At 68.8% G+C, this 17,172-nt stretch carries 15 protein-coding genes and 2 riboswitches; of the genes, 9 read left to right on the forward strand and 6 right to left on the reverse strand.

The features are described from left to right. Positions 1-17: 17 nt before the first annotated feature. Entirely contained in the window at positions 18-569 is a 552-nt protein-coding gene (locus OG746_RS12040; protein ID WP_266714308.1) for a glycoside hydrolase family 25 protein, read from the reverse strand. A 125-nt stretch (positions 570-694) separates the two neighbouring features. Between OG746_RS12040 and OG746_RS12045 the strand changes: the two genes are divergently transcribed. Further along, the gene (locus OG746_RS12045; protein WP_266714310.1) at positions 695-1,039 is read left to right on the forward strand and encodes a DoxX family protein; all 345 of its coding nucleotides are present in this window, start codon (positions 695-697) and stop codon (positions 1,037-1,039) included. A 121-nt stretch (positions 1,040-1,160) separates the two neighbouring features. Continuing rightward, positions 1,161-2,159: a L,D-transpeptidase gene (locus OG746_RS12050; protein ID WP_266714312.1), complete on the forward strand. Its 999-nt coding sequence runs from the start codon at positions 1,161-1,163 to the stop codon at positions 2,157-2,159. Between the two features lie 65 nt (positions 2,160-2,224). Here the strand turns inward: OG746_RS12050 and OG746_RS12055 are convergent, their stop codons facing one another. From OG746_RS12055 to gcvT, 5 genes are all read right to left on the reverse strand, one after another. Next, on the reverse strand, positions 2,225-4,102 hold the full coding sequence (locus OG746_RS12055; RefSeq protein WP_266714314.1) for an FHA domain-containing protein: 1,878 nt from the start codon (positions 4,100-4,102) through the stop codon (positions 2,225-2,227). 149 nt (positions 4,103-4,251) lie between these two features. Beyond that, complete coding sequence (locus tag OG746_RS12060) at positions 4,252-5,622, reverse strand: L-serine ammonia-lyase (protein ID WP_266718892.1); 1,371 nt, start codon at positions 5,620-5,622, stop codon at positions 4,252-4,254. Between the two features lie 160 nt (positions 5,623-5,782). Next, positions 5,783-7,045 (reverse strand): serine hydroxymethyltransferase, encoded by a 1,263-nt coding sequence (glyA, locus tag OG746_RS12065; protein WP_266714316.1) that lies wholly within the window; start codon positions 7,043-7,045, stop codon positions 5,783-5,785. A gap of 8 nt (positions 7,046-7,053) precedes the next feature. Beyond that, on the reverse strand, positions 7,054-7,431 hold the full coding sequence (gene gcvH / locus OG746_RS12070) for a glycine cleavage system protein GcvH (protein WP_266714318.1): 378 nt from the start codon (positions 7,429-7,431) through the stop codon (positions 7,054-7,056). 133 nt (positions 7,432-7,564) lie between these two features. Next, positions 7,565-8,680, reverse strand: coding sequence for a glycine cleavage system aminomethyltransferase GcvT (gcvT, locus tag OG746_RS12075; protein WP_266714320.1), 1,116 nt, complete (start codon positions 8,678-8,680; stop codon positions 7,565-7,567). Positions 8,681-8,735: 55 nt separating this feature from the next. Further along, positions 8,736-8,837, reverse strand: a riboswitch (glycine riboswitch). Next, positions 8,838-8,936, reverse strand: a riboswitch (glycine riboswitch). A 160-nt stretch (positions 8,937-9,096) separates the two neighbouring features. On the opposite strand from gcvT, the gene OG746_RS12080 reads away from it, so the two are divergent. The 7 genes from OG746_RS12080 to OG746_RS12110 all read left to right on the forward strand — a co-directional run bounded on the left by OG746_RS12080 (position 9,097) and on the right by OG746_RS12110 (position 17,128). Next, positions 9,097-9,717, forward strand: a complete 621-nt coding sequence (locus tag OG746_RS12080) for an AAA family ATPase (RefSeq protein ID WP_267072776.1) — start codon at positions 9,097-9,099, stop codon at positions 9,715-9,717. 111 nt (positions 9,718-9,828) lie between these two features. Continuing rightward, positions 9,829-10,662 (forward strand): enhanced serine sensitivity protein SseB, encoded by an 834-nt coding sequence (locus OG746_RS12085; RefSeq protein WP_266714322.1) that lies wholly within the window; start codon positions 9,829-9,831, stop codon positions 10,660-10,662. Positions 10,663-10,786: 124 nt separating this feature from the next. Beyond that, complete coding sequence (locus tag OG746_RS12090) at positions 10,787-11,584, forward strand: enhanced serine sensitivity protein SseB C-terminal domain-containing protein (protein ID WP_266714324.1); 798 nt, start codon at positions 10,787-10,789, stop codon at positions 11,582-11,584. Positions 11,585-11,990: 406 nt separating this feature from the next. Next, positions 11,991-12,995, forward strand: a complete 1,005-nt coding sequence (locus tag OG746_RS12095; protein WP_266714326.1) for an ABC transporter permease — start codon at positions 11,991-11,993, stop codon at positions 12,993-12,995. A 116-nt stretch (positions 12,996-13,111) separates the two neighbouring features. Beyond that, entirely contained in the window at positions 13,112-14,884 is a 1,773-nt protein-coding gene (locus OG746_RS12100) for an ABC transporter substrate-binding protein (RefSeq protein WP_266714328.1), read from the forward strand. Positions 14,885-15,032: 148 nt separating this feature from the next. Next, complete coding sequence (locus tag OG746_RS12105; RefSeq protein ID WP_266714330.1) at positions 15,033-16,034, forward strand: ABC transporter permease; 1,002 nt, start codon at positions 15,033-15,035, stop codon at positions 16,032-16,034. Next, positions 16,031-17,128, forward strand: a complete 1,098-nt coding sequence (locus OG746_RS12110) for an ABC transporter ATP-binding protein (RefSeq protein WP_266714332.1) — start codon at positions 16,031-16,033, stop codon at positions 17,126-17,128. Before OG746_RS12105 ends, OG746_RS12110 begins: the two co-directional genes overlap by 4 nt. Positions 17,129-17,172: the final 44 nt, after the last annotated feature.

The following is a 17,172-nucleotide window of genomic DNA, read 5'->3' on the forward strand; positions in this document are numbered from 1 at the left end:
CAAGGCCTCAACTCTCGTCAGGGCGTGGCCCATTCACGCAGCGAAGCCTCGCTCGCGAAGTCGGCCACGTTCTTGTCGAGGGGGCTGTCGGTGTACTGGTGGATCTTCCAGTCCGCCTCGATGCGGGGCCTGCCCGCGGTGACGTAGTCGGCGATCCAGAGGCCGTCGCCGGCGTAGGACGTCGTATCGATGTTCTGCCAATAGTTCTTGTTTGCGTAGAGCAGGGTCCGGTGGTTGGGCCGCAGCCGCTTCACCTCGCGGATGAACTTGTCCTTCTCCGCGTTGCTCGCGTGGGTGCCCTCGCCGGTCGTCTCCCAGTCGGCGGCCAGCAGGTCCCCGGCCTTCTCCGGGGCCTTGCTCACGAAGTACTCGGCCTGCGCCGTGATGTTCCCCGGCCACAGGAAGTGGTAGAAGCCGACGACGCACCCGGCGTCACGGGCCCGCTTCGTCTGGGCGGTCAGGCGCGGATTGACGTACGAGCGCCCCTCCGTGGCCTTGATGAAGACGAAGGACAGGCCGTCCGTGTCGAAGGTGGACTGGTGCGAGCTGACGTCGATGCCACGGATCATGCGGGCCTCCTGGTCTGTGGGGCGACGAGGTCGAACTTTCATCGTCCCTGATCGGGTGCCCGCCGATGTCACGTTTGCGCAGGGTGGTACGTCCGAGTGGTGAACTCTTCCCGAAGGAGCACACCATGTTCACCGTCCATGTCATCGTCACCGTTCTCGCCGCCGTCGTCTACGGCTCCGCGGCTGTCGCCAATTTCGTCGGTCACCCCTATCCGAAGGCCGAGGCCGACAAGCTCGGGGTGCCGTACTCCTGGATGCCGTGGCTGGGGACCGCGCTCGGGGCGGGGGCGCTGGGGCTGCTCGCCGGGTTCGTGGTGCCGGCGCTCGGTGTCGCGGCGGGTATCGGGCTCGTCCTGTACTTCGTGGGGGCGCTGGGCGCGCATGTCCGCGTGGGCGACCGGCACCTCGGGCCGTGGGCCTTCTGCTTCGTGCTCGCCGTCGCCGCCCTGGTGCTGCGGATCACTGTCTAGTACGCGCATGAGCTGCCGCAATCTTGGAACACGCTTTGCAACGCGGTACGCAACTGCCGTGCCCCGCTCGGCTGTCTCACAGGGAGGCGGCCCCCGGTAGAGGGCACGCGGTGACGGAGAAGTGGGGCAGTTCGTGGGACGGCGCAAGGGCAGCGTTATAGGAATCTCGCTCGTGACGGTCGCGATGCTGGTGGGCACGAGTGCCTGCAGTGGCGGCGGCAGCAGCGACAAGGCGAGCGGGGGTGACGGGAAGGCGGACAAGAAGTCGAGTGCGCCGCCGTCGCCGACGAAGCCCAAGGGGCCGCCGATGCTCCTGGACACCATCACCCCGCAGTCCGGCGCCACGGTCGGCGTCGCCATGCCGGTCTCCGTGGTGTTCACCAACCCGGTGGCGGCGAAGGCGCGGGAATCCGTCGAGAAGCACATGAAGGTGAGCACGTCGACGCCGGTGAAGGGCGCCTGGCACTGGTTCGGCGACAGGCGCGCCGACTGGCGGCCCAAGACGTACTGGCCCTCCGGTACGAAGGTGAAGGTCGACGCCGACATGAAGGGCGTCAGCAACGGCAACGGGCGCTACGGCGTGCACGGCTACACCCACACCTTCAAGGTCGGCGACGATGTGCGCGCCGACGTCTCCGTCAGCGGCCACACCCTGAAGGTGACGAAGGACGGCAAGGCCCTGCGCACGCTGTCGATCAACGCGGGCAGCGCCGAGTACCCGACCTGGAACGGCACGATGGCCGTCATCGACAAGCAGAAGAAGGTCCACATGACCTCCTGCAGCGTCGGCATCAGTTGCGACAAGGGCAGCCCCAACTACTACGACCTGACGCTGCCCTGGGACGTCCACCTCACCCAGTCCGGCACGTACGTCCACTACTCGACCGGCGACCCGAACCCGGGCAGCGGCAGCGCCCGCGGCTCGCACGGCTGCGTGCACCTGTCGATGGCCGACGCCAAGTGGTTCTACGGCCAGGTCAAGCAGGGCGACCCGATCACCATCACCGGCTCCCCGCGCGCCAAGGCCCCGGCGGACAACGGCTACGCGGCCTTCAACCTGAGCTGGGACCAGTGGCTCCAGGGGAGCGCGTCGGGGCAGGGGACGAGCGCCGCCCTGTGAGCCGTCCGGCGCCCGCCCGGCTCACAGGGCGGGCGCCGGACGGGACGCCCTGGTGGGCCGGTCGCTCAGCTCACCAGGAGCGGGTCCAGCCGTTCCGCGGGATAGAAGATGTCGATGTCGACCTCCTCGCCGCCGACGATCTGGGTGTCCCAGGCGCCGCTGTGCACCAGGGTGTACAAGGTCTGGCTGTTGAGCGTGTCCAGGTGCTTCAGGAGCGTCGCGTCGTCGGGCAGTCCGGGAATGCGCGGCGCCAGACGGTCGCGGATCGCGCGGAGTTGATCCATGAGGGCGTCGAGGTCGGTCTGCCGGTCCGGCGTCCGCTCCGCGGCCTCCGAGATGCTCTGCTGGATCTTGTCCTTGATGGCGCGGGTCACCCCTTGCTCGTCCGTGGTGATCATCGAGTTCCAGGCGCGGCTCTTGTGCCGGTACTGGAGCATCGACATGGCCGCCTCGTGGCGTACGAAGTCGGCATCGCGCAGCGGCCGCCCCCGCCAGGTGCCGCTGAGTGACCGGGCGAGCGAAATGGCCGATCCCCAGCCGCTGTTGAGGCCGCGGCCCGGCCAGAAGTGGATGGCGTTGGCGGCGTCCCCGAGCAGGAATCCGTACGTGCCCGGTGCCGCGGTCGTCTTGGGGTGCAGCCGTGCGGTGAACCGCGGGCGCTGCACCATGTCGAGGCGGAACGCGGTGACGGCGCTCAGGTCGGGCTCGGGCACGGCGAACAGCGCGAGACCCTCCTTGACCCGCTTCCACAGCGCCGACCCCTTGAGCAGGGCGGGCAGGAACAGGGTGCTGTGGGTGTCGCAGAGGAAGTCGCCGTCCTCGCTCCGGTTCATCACGCACGGGCGCGAGGCGATGCACTCCTCGAACACCTGCCGGACGGGGTCGATCCCCACGACCTCCTTCGCCTCCTCGTCGGTGAGCCGCATGTTGAGGAAGCCCTCACCGCGCAGGGAGTTGAGGAGGAACCGGTTCTGCGCCACGGTGAGCAGCACGGACATCGGATCCGGGAGCCCCGACTTCACCCTCAGGCCGAGCACCACGTCCTGGAGGTGCGCGCCTTCCAGCGAGTAGATGGACGTGTCGGCCCGGCCGAACTTTTCGCCGAAGTGCTCACGCGTCCGGGAGCGGCCTCCCTCGCAGATGGCGAGCACGTGGTCCGCGGCCGCGCTCTTCTCGTGCTCGGCCGGGTCGAATCGCTCCGGCACGAGGCGGATGCGGTCCGGCTTCTCGTTGGCCATCTCCAGGAGCGTGTCCTCCACGTAGGAGATCCGGATGTTGCGCGGCTGGTGACCGCGGATCGAGTCCGGGCCCGCCGGCCACATCTCGCTGTACGCGCCGTCCTTGAACAGCCGGTCCTGGACCTCCTGGGGAAGGCCGAGGTACTGCCGGCTCTGCACCGTGACGACCTGCATGCGCCGGACGTTGCCCTGCGTCGCGTCCTTCCAGACGACCCTGTCCCCGGACCGGGTCCAGCGGCCGTCGTAGATCGTGACGGCGGCCCGGGGGCCGAGCAGGGACTCCAGGAGGAGGGCGAAGGCAAGGCCCACGGGGCCGCCGCCCGACACCGTCACCTTGAGTACAGGGACCGGCTGCTCGGCGGGTGGCGGCGTGAGGGCCTCCAGGACGGAGAGGTCCATGATGGTCTCCATCGGCCCGGCCGCCTCGAAGGAGAACGTCTCCTCGCCGATCGTGATGACATCGTCGGGCTGGAGCACGCGCGAGGTCATGCGCTCCCCGTTGACGTATGTCCCGTTGCTGCTTCCCAGGTCGTAGAGCATGAATCCATGGCCCTCGCGGCGTACCTCGGCATGGAACCGCGAGATGCTCACGTCGCGGATCACCACGTCGTTCGCGGACTTGCGGCCGAACGTGAGGGGCTTCGCTCCGATGCCGAACCGCTCTCCGGCCAGGGAACCTTGACGGCTGACTATCTCAGGGGGCATGAGTCCTCGGTTCCATTCATCCAACGAGCCAGGACCGTGCGGCGAGGGCGGCCCTACCCCGGCCGCCCTGCCCGTACGTCAAAGCTAGAGGCGTCGACGGATTCGGGAACCCCCTGGCGCGCGAACCGGCCGACCCCGAGGAGGCGGCCTCAGCACTCGATGATGTTCACCGCGAGCCCGCCGCGCGCGGTCTCCTTGTACTTGACGGACATGTCGGCGCCGGTGTCCCGCATCGTCTTGATGACCTTGTCGAGGGACACCTTGTGCGAGCCGTCGCCGCGCAGCGCCATCTTCGCGGCGGTGACGGCCTTGACCGCCGCCATGCCGTTGCGCTCGATGCACGGGATCTGGACGAGGCCGCCGACGGGGTCGCAGGTCAGGCCGAGGTTGTGTTCCATGCCGATCTCTGCCGCGTTCTCCACCTGCTCGGGGGAGCCGCCGAGGGCCTCGGCGAGGGCGCCGGCCGCCATCGAGCAGGCGGAGCCGACCTCGCCCTGGCAGCCGACCTCGGCGCCGGAGATGGAGGCGTTCTCCTTGAAGAGCATGCCGATGGCGCCCGCGGTGAGGAGGAGGCGGATCACGCCGTCCTCGTCGGCGCCGGGCACGAAGTTCACGTAGTAGTGCAGGACGGCGGGGATGATGCCCGCGGCGCCGTTCGTCGGGGCGGTGACCACCCGGCCTCCGGCCGCGTTCTCCTCGTTCACGGCCATCGCGTAGAGGGTGATCCACTCCATGGCGTGGGCCACGGGGTCGCCCTCGGCGCGCAGCTTGCGGGCCGAACTGGCCGCGCGGCGGCGGACCTTGAGGCCGCCGGGCAGGATGCCCTCGTGGGACATGCCGCGGGAGACGCAGGACTGCATGACGCGCCAGATGTCCAGGAGACCCTCGCGGATCTCGTCCTCCGTGCGCCAGGCCTTCTCGTTCTCCAGCATCATGGCCGGGATGGACAGGCCGGTCTCCTGCGCGAGGCGGAGCAGCTCGTCGCCGGTGCGGAAGGGGTACTTGAGGGAGGTGTCGTCGGGGACGATCGGGTTCTCGCCCTCCACGGCGTCCTCGTCGACGACGAAGCCGCCGCCCACCGAGTAGTACGTCTTGGTGAGCAGCTCCTTGCCCTCGGCGTCGTAGGCCCACACGGTCATGCCGTTCGCGTGGTACGGGAGGGTCTTGCGGCGGTGCAGGATCAGGTCGTCGTCGAACGAGAACGGGATCTCGTGCGCCCCGAGGAGGTTGAGGCGCCCCTGCTCCTTGATCGTCTCGACGCGCTCGTCCGCCTTCTCCACGTCGACGGTGCGCGGGGGGTCGCCCTCAAGGCCGAGCAGCACCGCCTTCGGGGTGCCGTGCCCGTGTCCGGTCGCGCCCAGGGAGCCGTACAGCTCGGCGTGGACGGAGGAGGTGTGGGCCAGCAGGCCCTCGTTCTTCAGGCGCCGCGCGAACATGCGGGCCGCGCGCATCGGGCCGACCGTGTGCGAGCTGGACGGGCCGATGCCGATCGAGAACAGGTCGAAGACCGAGATGGCCACGGTGGGACTCCAAAGGTGGTGGTAGACGCCGTTGTCTGCCGGGCTGTGCATGGTGGCTGTGCATGGAACGGGGCACCGCGCTCACTGATGACTGCTTGTTCCAGTGTGCGCGGTGCCCCGACGGGACGTACCTACGAAAGGGTACGTAATCCGGGCCGAATTACTTCAGGCCGGGGTACAGCGGGTGCTTATCGGCCAGAGCGGTCACCCGGGCCTTGAGCGCCTCGGCGTCGTACGACGGCTGCAGCGCGAGCGCGATGACGTCGGCGACCTCGCGGAAGTCCTCGGCGGTGAAGCCGCGGGTGGCGAGTGCCGGGGTGCCGATCCGGAGGCCGGAGGTGACCATCGGCGGGCGCGGGTCGTTCGGGACCGCGTTGCGGTTGACCGTGATGCCGACCTCGTGGAGCCGGTCCTCGGCCTGCTGGCCGTCGAGCTCGGAGTCGCGCAGGTCGACGAGGACAAGGTGCACGTCGGTGCCGCCGGAGAGGACGTTGACGCCCGCCGCGCGGGACTCCGGGGTCGTCAGACGCTCGGCGAGGAGCTGGGCGCCCTCGATCGTGCGGGCCTGGCGCTCCTTGAAGTCCTCCGAGGCCGCGACCTTGAAGGAGACGGCCTTGGCCGCGATCACGTGCTCGAGGGGGCCGCCCTGGAAGCCCGGGAAGACGGCCGAGTTCAGCTTCTTCGCGAAGTCCTTGTTGCGGGCGAGGATGATGCCGCCGCGCGGGCCGCCGAGCGTCTTGTGCGTCGTGGACGTGACGACGTCGGCGTACGGGACCGGGTTGGGGTGCAGGCCCGCGGCCACGAGGCCCGCGAAGTGCGCCATGTCGACCCACAGGTACGCCTCGACCTCGTCGGCGATGCGACGGAACTCGGCGAAGTCCAGCTGGCGCGGGTACGCGGACCAGCCGGCGATGATCACCTTCGGGCGGTGCTCCTTGGCGAGCCGCTCGACCTCGGCCATGTCGACCAGGCCCGCGTCGTCCACGTGGTACGGGACCACGTTGAACTGCTTGCCGGAGAAGTTCAGGCGCATGCCGTGCGTGAGGTGGCCGCCGTGCGCCAGGTCCAGGCCGAGGATCGTGTCGCCCGGCTTGGCGATGGCGAAGAGCGCGGCCTGGTTCGCGGAGGCGCCCGAGTGCGGCTGCACGTTCGCGTACTCGGCGCCGAAGAGCGCCTTCACGCGGTCGATCGCGATCTGCTCGGTGACGTCGACGTGCTCGCAGCCGCCGTAGTAGCGGCGGCCGGGGTAGCCCTCCGCGTACTTGTTGGTGAGGACCGAGCCCTGGGCCTCCATGACGGCGGCCGGAGCGAAGTTCTCCGACGCGATCATTTCGAGGGTCGACTGCTGGCGCTTCAGCTCGGCGTCGACCGCGACGGCGACCTCGGGGTCGAGCTCGTGCAGGGATTCGTTCAGTACGGACATCGGTGGGGTCAGCTCCCGGAGAACTCGGTGTACTCGTCGGCGGAGAGCAGGTCCTTCGGCTCGTCGGCCAGCCGGACCTTGAACAGCCAGCCGCCCTCGAACGGGGCCGAGTTAACCAGGGCCGGGTCGTCGACGACGTCCTGGTTGATCTCGGTGACCTCGCCGTTGACGGGGGAGTACAGGTCGGAGACCGACTTGGTCGACTCGAGCTCGCCACAGGTCTCGCCCGCGGTCACGGTGTCACCGACCTCGGGGAGCTGGACGAACACGATGTCACCGAGCGCGTTGGCGGCGTGCTCCGTGATGCCGATCGTGGCGACGCCGTCCTCGACGGCCGAGAGCCACTCGTGCTCCTTGCTGTAACGCAGCTGCTGGGGGTTGCTCATGATGCGAATTCTCCTGTACGCGGGAAGGTGCTGGTGACGGTGGGTGCGCCGACGGGCGGCCGAGCTGCTTCTGGCGCTTTCGAAGGAACCACTTCTGGTTCGGGGGAACTGCTTCTGGCGCTTGTAGAAGGAACTACTTCTGGCGCTTGTAGAACGGCAGGGCCACGACCTCGTACGGCTCGTGCTTGCCGCGGATGTCGACTCCGACACCCGCCGTACCCGCCTCGGCGTGCGCGGGGTCCACGTACGCCATCGCGATCGGCTTGCCGAGCGTCGGGGACGGGGCGCCGGAGGTGACCTCGCCGATCACCGTGCCGTCGACGACGACGGACATCCCGGCGCGCGGGACGCGGCGGCCCTCGGCGATCAGGCCGACGAGCTTGCGGGGCGGGTTGGCCTCGGCGCGCTCGGCGGCGGAGACCAGCGCGTCGTGGCCCACGAAGTCCTCCCCGTGCGAGGTCTTCTCGAACTTCACGACGCGGCCGAGACCGGCGTCGAAGGGGGTGAGATCGGTCGTCAGCTCGTGCCCGTACAGCGGCATGCCCGCCTCCAGGCGCAGCGTGTCCCGGCAGGACAGGCCGCAGGGGACGAGGCCGTACTCGGTGCCCGCCTCGGTCAGCGCCTGCCACAGCTTCTCGGCGTCGGCGGGGGAGACGAACAGCTCGAAGCCGTCCTCGCCGGTGTAGCCGGTGCGCGCGATGAGCGCCTGCACACCGGCGACGGTGCCGGGCAGACCCGCGTAGTACTTCAGGCCGTCCAGGTCCGCGTCCGTGACGGACTTCATGATCGCGGCCGAGGTGGGGCCCTGCACCGCGAGCAGCGCGTACGCGTCGTGGTCGTCGCGGACCTCGGCATCGAAGCCGGCGGCGCGCTCGGTGAGGGCGTCGAGCACGACCTGCGCGTTGCCCGCGTTGGCGACGACCATGTACTCGGTCTCGCCGAGCCGGTACACGATCAGGTCGTCGAGGATCCCGCCGTCCTCACGGCAGATCATCGTGTAGCGGGCGCGGCCGGCGCCGACGGAGCCGATGTTGCCGACGAGGGCGTGGTTGAGCAGGTCCACGGCCTCCGGCCCGGACACCGTGATCTCGCCCATGTGGGACAGGTCGAAGAGGCCGGCCCGCGTGCGCACGGCGTTGTGCTCGTCGCGCTCGCTGCCGTAGCGCAGCGGCATGTCCCAGCCGGCGAAGTCGGTCATGGTCGCGCCGAGCGAACGGTGCAGGGCGTCCAGTGCGGTAGTGCGGGTCATAGCTGGTCTGCTCCCAGGGGCATGACGGCGATGGCGGGGTCTCGCGTACGAGACGTCCTCCCCATCTGTCATCGGAACCTGAGAGGTTCGCCCCGAGGGGGCTTGCACCTTGGGTGGGGGCGCCGTGTCACAAAGGCGCCCCACTTTTCAGATCTGCCTCGCCCGCGCGGTACGGGGCCTGAGAGATTCAAGGGAGGAACTTGCTCCTTCGGCGTCCGGGTACTCGTCGTACCCGGAACTCTCCCGCGCGGATTCAAGCGGCCGGTATGCAGTTGCGGGCACATCATTGCATGCCCGTCCGGCAGGGAAACCCCTTGAGTGGCATTACCTTCTCTTTACACTTGAGGGGCAAGGGTGACGTGACCGCAGCGGGGAGGACGATCACGGTGCACAAGGCAGTGGCGGGGGCTTATGCGGTGTCTGCTTCGGCGCCGGTGGTGGCAGGGGTGCGGATCCCTGGTCAGCGCTCGGTGCGGGACCTGCGCGGCCGCCGTGGTCACACACCACGCCGGCTCGCTTTCGCGGCGGGCGACCTCGTCGTGCTCTCGGGCCTGCCGGGCAGCGGCAAGTCGACGCTGATGCGGCGGGCCGTCACGGAGATCCGGATCGATTCGCAGGACACCCGCGAGCGCTGGGCCGCCCGCATGCCGCGCTACCTGCCGTACGCGCTGTACCGCCCGCTGGTCCGCGTCGCGCACTACGTGGGGCTGCGCCGGGCGATGCGCTCGGGCTCGAGCGTCGTCGTGCACGACTGCGGTACGCAGGCGTGGGTGCGCCGCTGGGTGATCCGCACGGCGCGGCGGCGCGGGGCCGCCGTCCACCTGATGCTGCTCGACGTACCGGCGGACACGGCCCTTGAGGGGCAGCGGGACCGCGGCCGCGGGGTGTCCCGGTACGCCTTCGCCCGGCACCGCCGTGCGGTGGGCGCGCTCGTCAGCTCGACGGAGCGCGGGGACCTGCCGACCGGGATGGAGTCGGCGGTACTGCTCGACCGGGCGGCGATGGAGGCGCTGGGCGGGATCACGTTCGGCGCCTGACGCGGGGTCCCGCCCGGCAAGCGGAAGGAACCGCACCGTGGCCCCTTGTGTGTACGAGTTAAGGTCGGGCGGGCACAGCAGCGGGCAGAACAGCAGAGGTTGATGGCAGTCATGGAGTTCCCAGGTACCCCTGAGCCGGGTCACGGTCACGCCCAGGGGCACGAGGGCGGCTACGCCCACCCCGCGCAGGGCTGGCCCGCCAACGAGTTGGAGGAGGCCCTCGCCGCGGCCCTCGGCCAGGAGGCGGGGAGTGCTGGGGATTCGACGGGGCGCCGGATCGTCGAGGTGCTCGGCCGCAGCCACGTGTGGATACCGCTGCCCAGGGGCGGTTCGAACGCCAGCAGGGACCTCGATCTGCCGAGCCTGGAGATCCAGGGCCAGGCCTACGTCCCCGTGTTCAGCTCCGAGCAGCAGTTCATGGCGGTCACCGGTGGCCGCATGGACTGCACGGTGGCCCCGGCCGTGGAGTTCGCGCGCGGGCTTCCGCCGCAGGTCGGCATCGCCGTGAACCCCGACGGCACGGTCGGCGTACCGCTGCCGCCGCCCGCCGTCGCCGAGCTGGCCCGCAGTGGTCGCACGGCGCTCGACGGCCCGGCGACGGGTGGCCGCGTGGTGTTGAGCGAGCCCGACTGGCAGATCGACCCCATGGACTTCCTGGCCGCCGTGCGCGAGGAGTTCGAGGGACTCGGCACGGTGCTGAGCGCCCGGCGCTGCCTCGCGACGGTGGAGGACGCGCAGCCGTCCCTGTTCATCGGCGTGGAACTGGCGCAGCCCGTGGGCGCCCCGAGCGGTGCGGGGGACCTTCCGCTGGACGCGCTGGGGCGGGCGCTTGGCCGTGCGCCGGTGGCCTGGGCCGTCAACCTGGTGTTCCTGGACGTGACGCAGGACCCGGTCGCGGACTGGTTGCGTACACACGTACGGCCGTTCTACGTACGAGAAGGGTGACGGCGTCCGTCAAGTCGGTGTCAGTATCGCCGCTTAAGCTGGTTTCATGACGTGACCGGTCGGTGCTTCGCTTTCCGGCCACGTGAACACGGACGTATTTGAAGAGCCGAAGGGGCGGTTACGGGTGAGTGCGTCGGGCACGGCCGCGGCCGGACAGGTCGAGCACATGCTGCGCCAGGTGACGCCGGGACGCTACGACGCGTACGAGGCGCTCCTCAAGGCCCTCGCCGACCCCGCGGCCGGGCAGGTCTGGATGCTGCTCTGGCACGGCCAGGCCGGATCCCCGGACGCCCAGTACGGGAACATGGAGGTGGACGGCTTCTCGTACGCCCCGTGCGTCACGTCCGCCCAGGAGCTCTCCGCCTCCGGCTGGTCGCGGGCGTACGAGGTGGTGAGCGGGGTCGACGCGGCGCGCACGCTGTACCCGGACCACTACGGGCTCTGGCTGAACCCGCACGCGCCGGGTGGCGGCGTCGGCATCCCGTGGCTCGACCTGCGCCGCATCGCGGGCGGCCTCGACCGGCAGCCGGCGGGTCCGCTGCGGCTCTCCGAGCCCGCGATCGAAATCCCCCAGTTCTACGCGGTCCTGACGCAGAACGCGCATCGCACGACGGCGATCCGCTCCCTGCGCCGCGCCTGGGTCCAGCCGACGCTGGGCGCGCCCTACCTCGCCATCGGCCTGGACGTCTACGACACGTCTCCGGCGTCCGTGGACGCGGTGCGGGCGATGATGCAGCAGTCCATCCCCGCGGTCCCCGAGGGCCTCCCGGTGTCCACCGTGGCGATGTCGGACGAGTACGACCCGGTGGCGATGTGGCTCCGTCAGGCACGGCCGTTCTATGACCGTGAGGCGCACGCGGCACCGGCGGCTCCCGCCGGGGGCGGGTACGGGTATCCGCCGCCTTACGGCGCTACGTACTGAAAAATGTCCTCAAACGCCGGGCAGGCTGGATAATTCCAGCCTGCCCGGCGTTTGAGGACATCTTTTGAGCCCGCTCAGCGACCAACTCCCGCCCCTCCGGGAGGATTTCGGGAAGGGGCGGGTTGGGGAGAGAAGCACGGGTGTGACACCCAATGTCCGCTCTACGACACCTTCCACCCCAACTGCCCACCGTCCGCCTCCCGTTCACGGCAGTCCGGATAACGGAACACCCCAGCCAGCATCACGTTTAGGCATCCTTTCGCCGTCAAGTCTGGCAACAGATCACACCCAGGTTGAAGACTCCCGCAGCAAGGGGGCTTCGCCTCTGTGTACGACGGACTGAACCACGCCGCCACAGCGGCAAGTGCGGGCCGGTCACCGCCGGTTGAGAGGGGTCCCTGCCACGATGACGGCACCATTGCACGACACGAGCGCGGAAGCGGTACCGAGCGCACCGGTCGAGCCTGCCAAGGACGACGGAGGTCGCAAGGTCGAGGGACGGTCGCTCAAGCAGATCGCCTGGAACCGGCTCAAGCGCGACAAGGTCGCCCTCGGCGGTGGCATCGTTGTCGTGCTCCTCGTCCTGGTCGCGGTCTTCGCGCCGCTCATCGTCAGCCTGCTCGGCCACCCGCCGAACGAGTTCCACCAGGACAAGCTCGACCCGCTGACGAACCTGCCCCAGGGCGCGCTCGGCGGCATCAGCAGCGACTTCCTGCTCGGCATCGAGCCGAACAAGGGCCGTGACGTCTTCAGTCGCATCGTCTACGGCGCCCGGATCTCGCTGCTCGTCGCGTTCCTCGCGGCGATCGTCGCGACGGTGCTCGGCACGCTGTTCGGCATCATGGCCGGTTACTTCGGCGGCTGGGTCGACACGGTGATCAGCCGTGTGATGGACGTGCTGCTCTCGTTCCCGCAGCTGCTCTTCATCATCTCCCTGGTCTCGGTGCTCCCGGACGACCTGCTCGGCCTGACCGGCAGCGGGGTGCGCATCGCCGTCCTCGTCATGGTCATCGGCTTCTTCGGCTGGCCGTACATCGGACGCATCGTCCGAGGGCAGACGCTCTCGCTGCGGGAGCGCGAATACGTGGAAGCGGCACGGTCGTTGGGCGGTGGCAAGCGGCACATCCTGTTCCGCGAACTGCTGCCGAACCTGGTCGCGCCGATCGTCGTCTACATGACGCTGATGATCCCGACCAACATCCTCACGGAGGCGGCGCTCAGCTTCCTCGGTGCGGGTGTCAGGCCGCCCACGGCTTCCTGGGGCGGCATGCTCCGCGACGCCCTGGAGACGTACGAACACGACCCGATGTTCATGATCGTCCCGGGTGTCACGATCTTCATCACCGTTCTCGCGTTCAACCTCTTCGGCGACGGGCTGCGCGACGCCCTCGATCCCAAGGGCACCCGGTAGCGCCGTACAAGTCCAACCGGCTTTTACAGAACTGCCCCTGCAGCACCGTCAGGCGGCTTGACTCCATGGTTCTCCGGCACTTGGTCCGGGACCGCGATCTCGGAGGTTACGAGAAAATGCCCACAGGTTCCTCGAAACGACGGCTTGCCGCCGGCGCCGCCCTCGTGGTCGCGGCGCTGGTGTCGACCACGGCGTGCGGCGGTGGCAGCGACGACGACTCCAAGGACTCGTCCAAGGGCGCCGGTTACGACGCGGCGTACAACAAGATCGCCAACCCTTCGAAGGCGAAGGGAGGCACACTGCGCATGGTCGGCAAGCAGGACCTCGACTCCGCCGACCCGCAGCGCGCCTACTACGGCATGTCGTGGGACTTCATGCGGTTCTACACGCGCCAACTGGTCACCTACGCGCCCAAGCCGGGCGAGGCGTCCAACGAGCTCGTCGGCGACCTGGCCAAGGCCCCCGGCAAGATCTCCGACGACGGCAAGACGTACACGTACAACCTGCGTGACGGCATCACCTGGCAGGACGGCTCGCCGATCACGTCCAAGGACATCAAGTACGGCATCGAGCGCATCTGGGCGGCGGACACCATCACCGGTGGCCCGCAGTACCTGAAGCAGAACCTGGACCCCAAGGGCGAGTACAAGGGCCCGTACAAGGACAAGTCCAAGGACAAGCTCGGCCTGAAGTCGATCGAGACGCCGGACGACCAGACCATCGTCTTCAAGCTGCCGAAGCCCAATGGTGACTTCGAGCAGTTCCTCGCCATGCCGTCCGGCTCGCCGGTCAAGCAGGACAAGGACACGAAGGCCAAGTACACCCAGTCGCCGTTCTCCTCGGGCCCGTACAAGTTCCAGTCGTACAAGGCCAACAAGAAGATCGTGCTGGTGCGCAACGACAAGTGGAAGCGGTCCTCGGACCCGGTCCGCGCCGCGCTCCCGAACAAGGTCGACGTGACGATCTCCGCCAACCTGGAGGAGAACGACAAGCGCCTGATGGAAGGCGACTACGACGTCGACATGAACGGCACCGGCATGACCCAGTCGGGTCGCGTCACCGCCGTCCAGGACCACAAGGACAACGTCGACAACATGCGGACCTCCTTCGTCCGCTACGTCGCCCTGGTGCACAAGGCCAAGCCGTTCGACAACGTGCACTGCCGCAAGGCCGTGTTCTACGGAACGGACTTCGCGGGCCTGCAGCAGGTGCGCGGCGGCAAGCTGGCCGGTGGTGACATCGCCAACTCGACGCTGCCGAAGTCCATCAAGGGCCACACGGACTACGACCCGTACGGCATCCTCGCCCGCAAGGGCAAGCCGGACACGGCCAAGGCCAAGTCCGAGCTGAAGGAGTGCGGCAAGCCGAGCGGCTTCTCCACGAAGATCACCGCCCGTACCAACAACCCGGGCGAGGTCGACACCGCCGAGGCGCTGCAGGAGCAGCTCGCCAAGGTCGGCATCAAGGTCGAGGTCGACTCCTTCGACGGCGCCGAGTCCGCTTCGGTCACCGGTTCCCCGAAGGTCGTCAAGTCGCGCGGCTACGGCATGATCATGAGCGGTTGGGGCCCGGACTTCCCGTCCGGGCAGGGCTTCGGCCAGCCGCTGTGGGACAGCCGCTTCCTCGCGCAGACCGGTAACTACAACGAGTCCGAGATCGACGACCCGAAGATCGACGGGGCCTTCGACAAGGCGATCGCCGAGACCGACACCGACAAGGCCGGGAAGATCTACGAGGGCCTCGACAAGCGGATCCTCGACCAGGCCGACTGGATGCCGTTCATCTACGAGAACAACATCACTTGGCGTGGTTCGCGTCTGACGAACGCCATGATGGCCGACGCGTACAGCGGCCGCTACGACTACGCCTCCCTGGGCGTCGTCAAGTAACACCCGCGCCGGGGACCGGAGTTGATCCGGTTGCCGGCCCCTTCCGCTCCGCCGCCGAAAACCCGCCAGTCCGAAGGGCAGGTGATGGCCCCGGGCGACGGTCGTGGGCCCCCACAAGGGGCCGGCGGCCGCCGCCGGGCCGCGCACAGTGCTTGCTTATCTCATCCGGCGCCTGTTCGCCGTTGTCGTCATGGTGCTCGTCGTGCTTCTCGCGACCTTCACCATCTTCTTCATGCTGCCCAAATGGGCGGGTCAGGACATCGCCGTCCTCTTCGCCGGCAAGTCGTCCGGAGCCGAGCAGCTCGCCGGGATCCGGATCAAACTGGGGCTCAACGACCCTCTGCTCGTCCAGTTCTGGGACTTCGTCAAGGGCATCCCGATGGGGCGCGACTACGCCAACGGCAGTGACGTGACCCACTGCGCGGCGCCCTGCTTCGGGTACTCCTTCCGCACGGAGGAACCTGTCTGGACCACCCTCAAGGACGCGCTCCCCGTCACCGCCGCGCTCGCGGCCGGCGCCTGCGTGCTGTGGCTGATCGGCGGCGTCGCCACCGGCGTCGTCTCCGCCCTCAAGCGCGGCACCATCTGGGACCGCGCCGCCATGACCACCGCACTCGCCGGTGTCTCCCTGCCGGTCTTCTTCACCGGCATGGTCGCGATGGGGATCTTCGTGCACAGCCTCGGCTGGGTGCACATCGCCGACTCGCTCTCCACCGAGGACTCGATCGGCACCTGGATCGAGACACTGATCCTGCCGTGGATCGTGCTCGCCTTCCTCAACGCCGCGATGTACGCCCGGCTCACCCGCGCCACCATGCTGGAGATCCTCGGCGAGGACTACATCCGCACCGCGCGCTCCAAGGGACTTGGTGAATCGTCCGTCATCACCCGGCACGCGCTGCGTTCCGCGATGACGCCGATCCTCACCGTCTTCGGCCTCGACCTCGGCGTGCTGCTCGGCGGCGCCGTGCTCACCGAGTCCACGTTCAACCTGCCGGGCCTCGGCCTCGCGGCGGTCCAGGCCATCAGCAACAAGGACCTGCCGGTGATCCTCGGCGTGACGCTCATCGCGGCCCTCGCGATCGCCGTCGCCAACCTCGTCGTGGACCTTCTGTACGCCGTCATCGACCCGCGAGTGAGGCTGGGATGACCGAACTGCACAAGACCGGAGCGGCGGTGGGTGAACCCACCGCGGCCTCCGGCGCCCCCAGCTCCTTCCTCGAGGTCCGCGACCTCAAGGTGCACTTCCCGACCGACGACGGCCTCGTCAAGTCCGTCGACGGGCTCTCCTTCAAGCTGGAGAAGGGCCGCACCCTCGGCATCGTCGGCGAGTCGGGCTCCGGCAAGTCCGTCACCTCGCTCGGCATCCTGGGCCTGCACACCACCGGCCAGTACGGCCGGCGCAAGGCGCAGATCAGCGGCGAGATCTGGCTGGACGGCACCGAGCTGCTCACCGCCGACCAGAACACCGTGCGCAAGCTGCGCGGCCGCGACATGGCGATGATCTTCCAGGACCCGCTGTCGGCCCTGCACCCGTACTACTCGATCGGCCGGCAGATCGTGGAGGCCTACCGGGTCCACCACGACGTCGACAAGAAGACCGCGCGCAAGCGGGCCATCGAGATGCTCGACCGGGTCGGGATTCCGCAGCCGGACAAGCGGATCGACTCCTACCCGCACGAGTTCTCGGGCGGTATGCGCCAGCGCGCGATGATCGCGATGGCGCTCGTCAACAACCCCGAACTCCTGATCGCCGACGAGCCGACCACCGCGCTCGACGTGACGGTGCAGGCGCAGATCCTCGACCTGATCCGCGACCTGCAGAAGGAGTTCGGCTCCGCCGTCATCATGATCACGCACGACCTCGGGGTCGTCGCGGAGATGGCCGACGAGCTCCTGGTGATGTACGGCGGCCGCTGCGTCGAGCACGGCACCGCCGACCAGGTCTTCTCCACGCCCCAACACCCGTACACCTGGGGTCTGTTGGGCTCGATGCCGCGCATCGACCGGGAGCAGACCGAGCGGCTCACCCCGGTCAAGGGCGCCCCGCCCAGCCTCATCAACCTGCCGAGCGGCTGCGCCTTCAACCCGCGCTGCCCCTACGCGGACGTGCCCAAGGACAACATCACGCGCACCGAGCGCCCCGAACTGCGCGAGATCGGCTCCGGCCACTACTCGGCCTGCCACATGTCGGCCGACGAACGCGAGCGGATCTGGACCGAAGAGATTGCGCCGAAGCTGTGACGGACGCCGCCGAAGGATCCAAAGGACCTGAGACCGAGACTGAG

The organism is Streptomyces sp. NBC_01016 (assembly GCF_026341035.1).
Classification (GTDB): domain Bacteria; phylum Actinomycetota; class Actinomycetes; order Streptomycetales; family Streptomycetaceae; genus Streptomyces.

What these genes read in the sequence shown, in the direction of transcription:
- OG746_RS12040 (WP_266714308.1), bottom strand. Translation starts at nt 569, where the DNA reads ATGATCCGTGGCATCGACGTCAGCTCGCACCAGTCCACCTTCGACACG.
- OG746_RS12045 (WP_266714310.1), top strand. Translation starts at nt 695, where the DNA reads ATGTTCACCGTCCATGTCATCGTCACCGTTCTCGCCGCCGTCGTCTAC.
- OG746_RS12055 (WP_266714314.1), bottom strand. Translation starts at nt 4,102, where the DNA reads ATGCCCCCTGAGATAGTCAGCCGTCAAGGTTCCCTGGCCGGAGAGCGG.
- glyA (WP_266714316.1), bottom strand. Translation starts at nt 7,045, where the DNA reads ATGTCCGTACTGAACGAATCCCTGCACGAGCTCGACCCCGAGGTCGCC.
- gcvH (WP_266714318.1), bottom strand. Translation starts at nt 7,431, where the DNA reads ATGAGCAACCCCCAGCAGCTGCGTTACAGCAAGGAGCACGAGTGGCTC.
- gcvT (WP_266714320.1), bottom strand. Translation starts at nt 8,680, where the DNA reads ATGACCCGCACTACCGCACTGGACGCCCTGCACCGTTCGCTCGGCGCG.
- OG746_RS12085 (WP_266714322.1), top strand. Translation starts at nt 9,829, where the DNA reads ATGGAGTTCCCAGGTACCCCTGAGCCGGGTCACGGTCACGCCCAGGGG.
- OG746_RS12095 (WP_266714326.1), top strand. Translation starts at nt 11,991, where the DNA reads ATGACGGCACCATTGCACGACACGAGCGCGGAAGCGGTACCGAGCGCA.
- OG746_RS12100 (WP_266714328.1), top strand. Translation starts at nt 13,112, where the DNA reads ATGCCCACAGGTTCCTCGAAACGACGGCTTGCCGCCGGCGCCGCCCTC.
- OG746_RS12110 (WP_266714332.1), top strand. Translation starts at nt 16,031, where the DNA reads ATGACCGAACTGCACAAGACCGGAGCGGCGGTGGGTGAACCCACCGCG.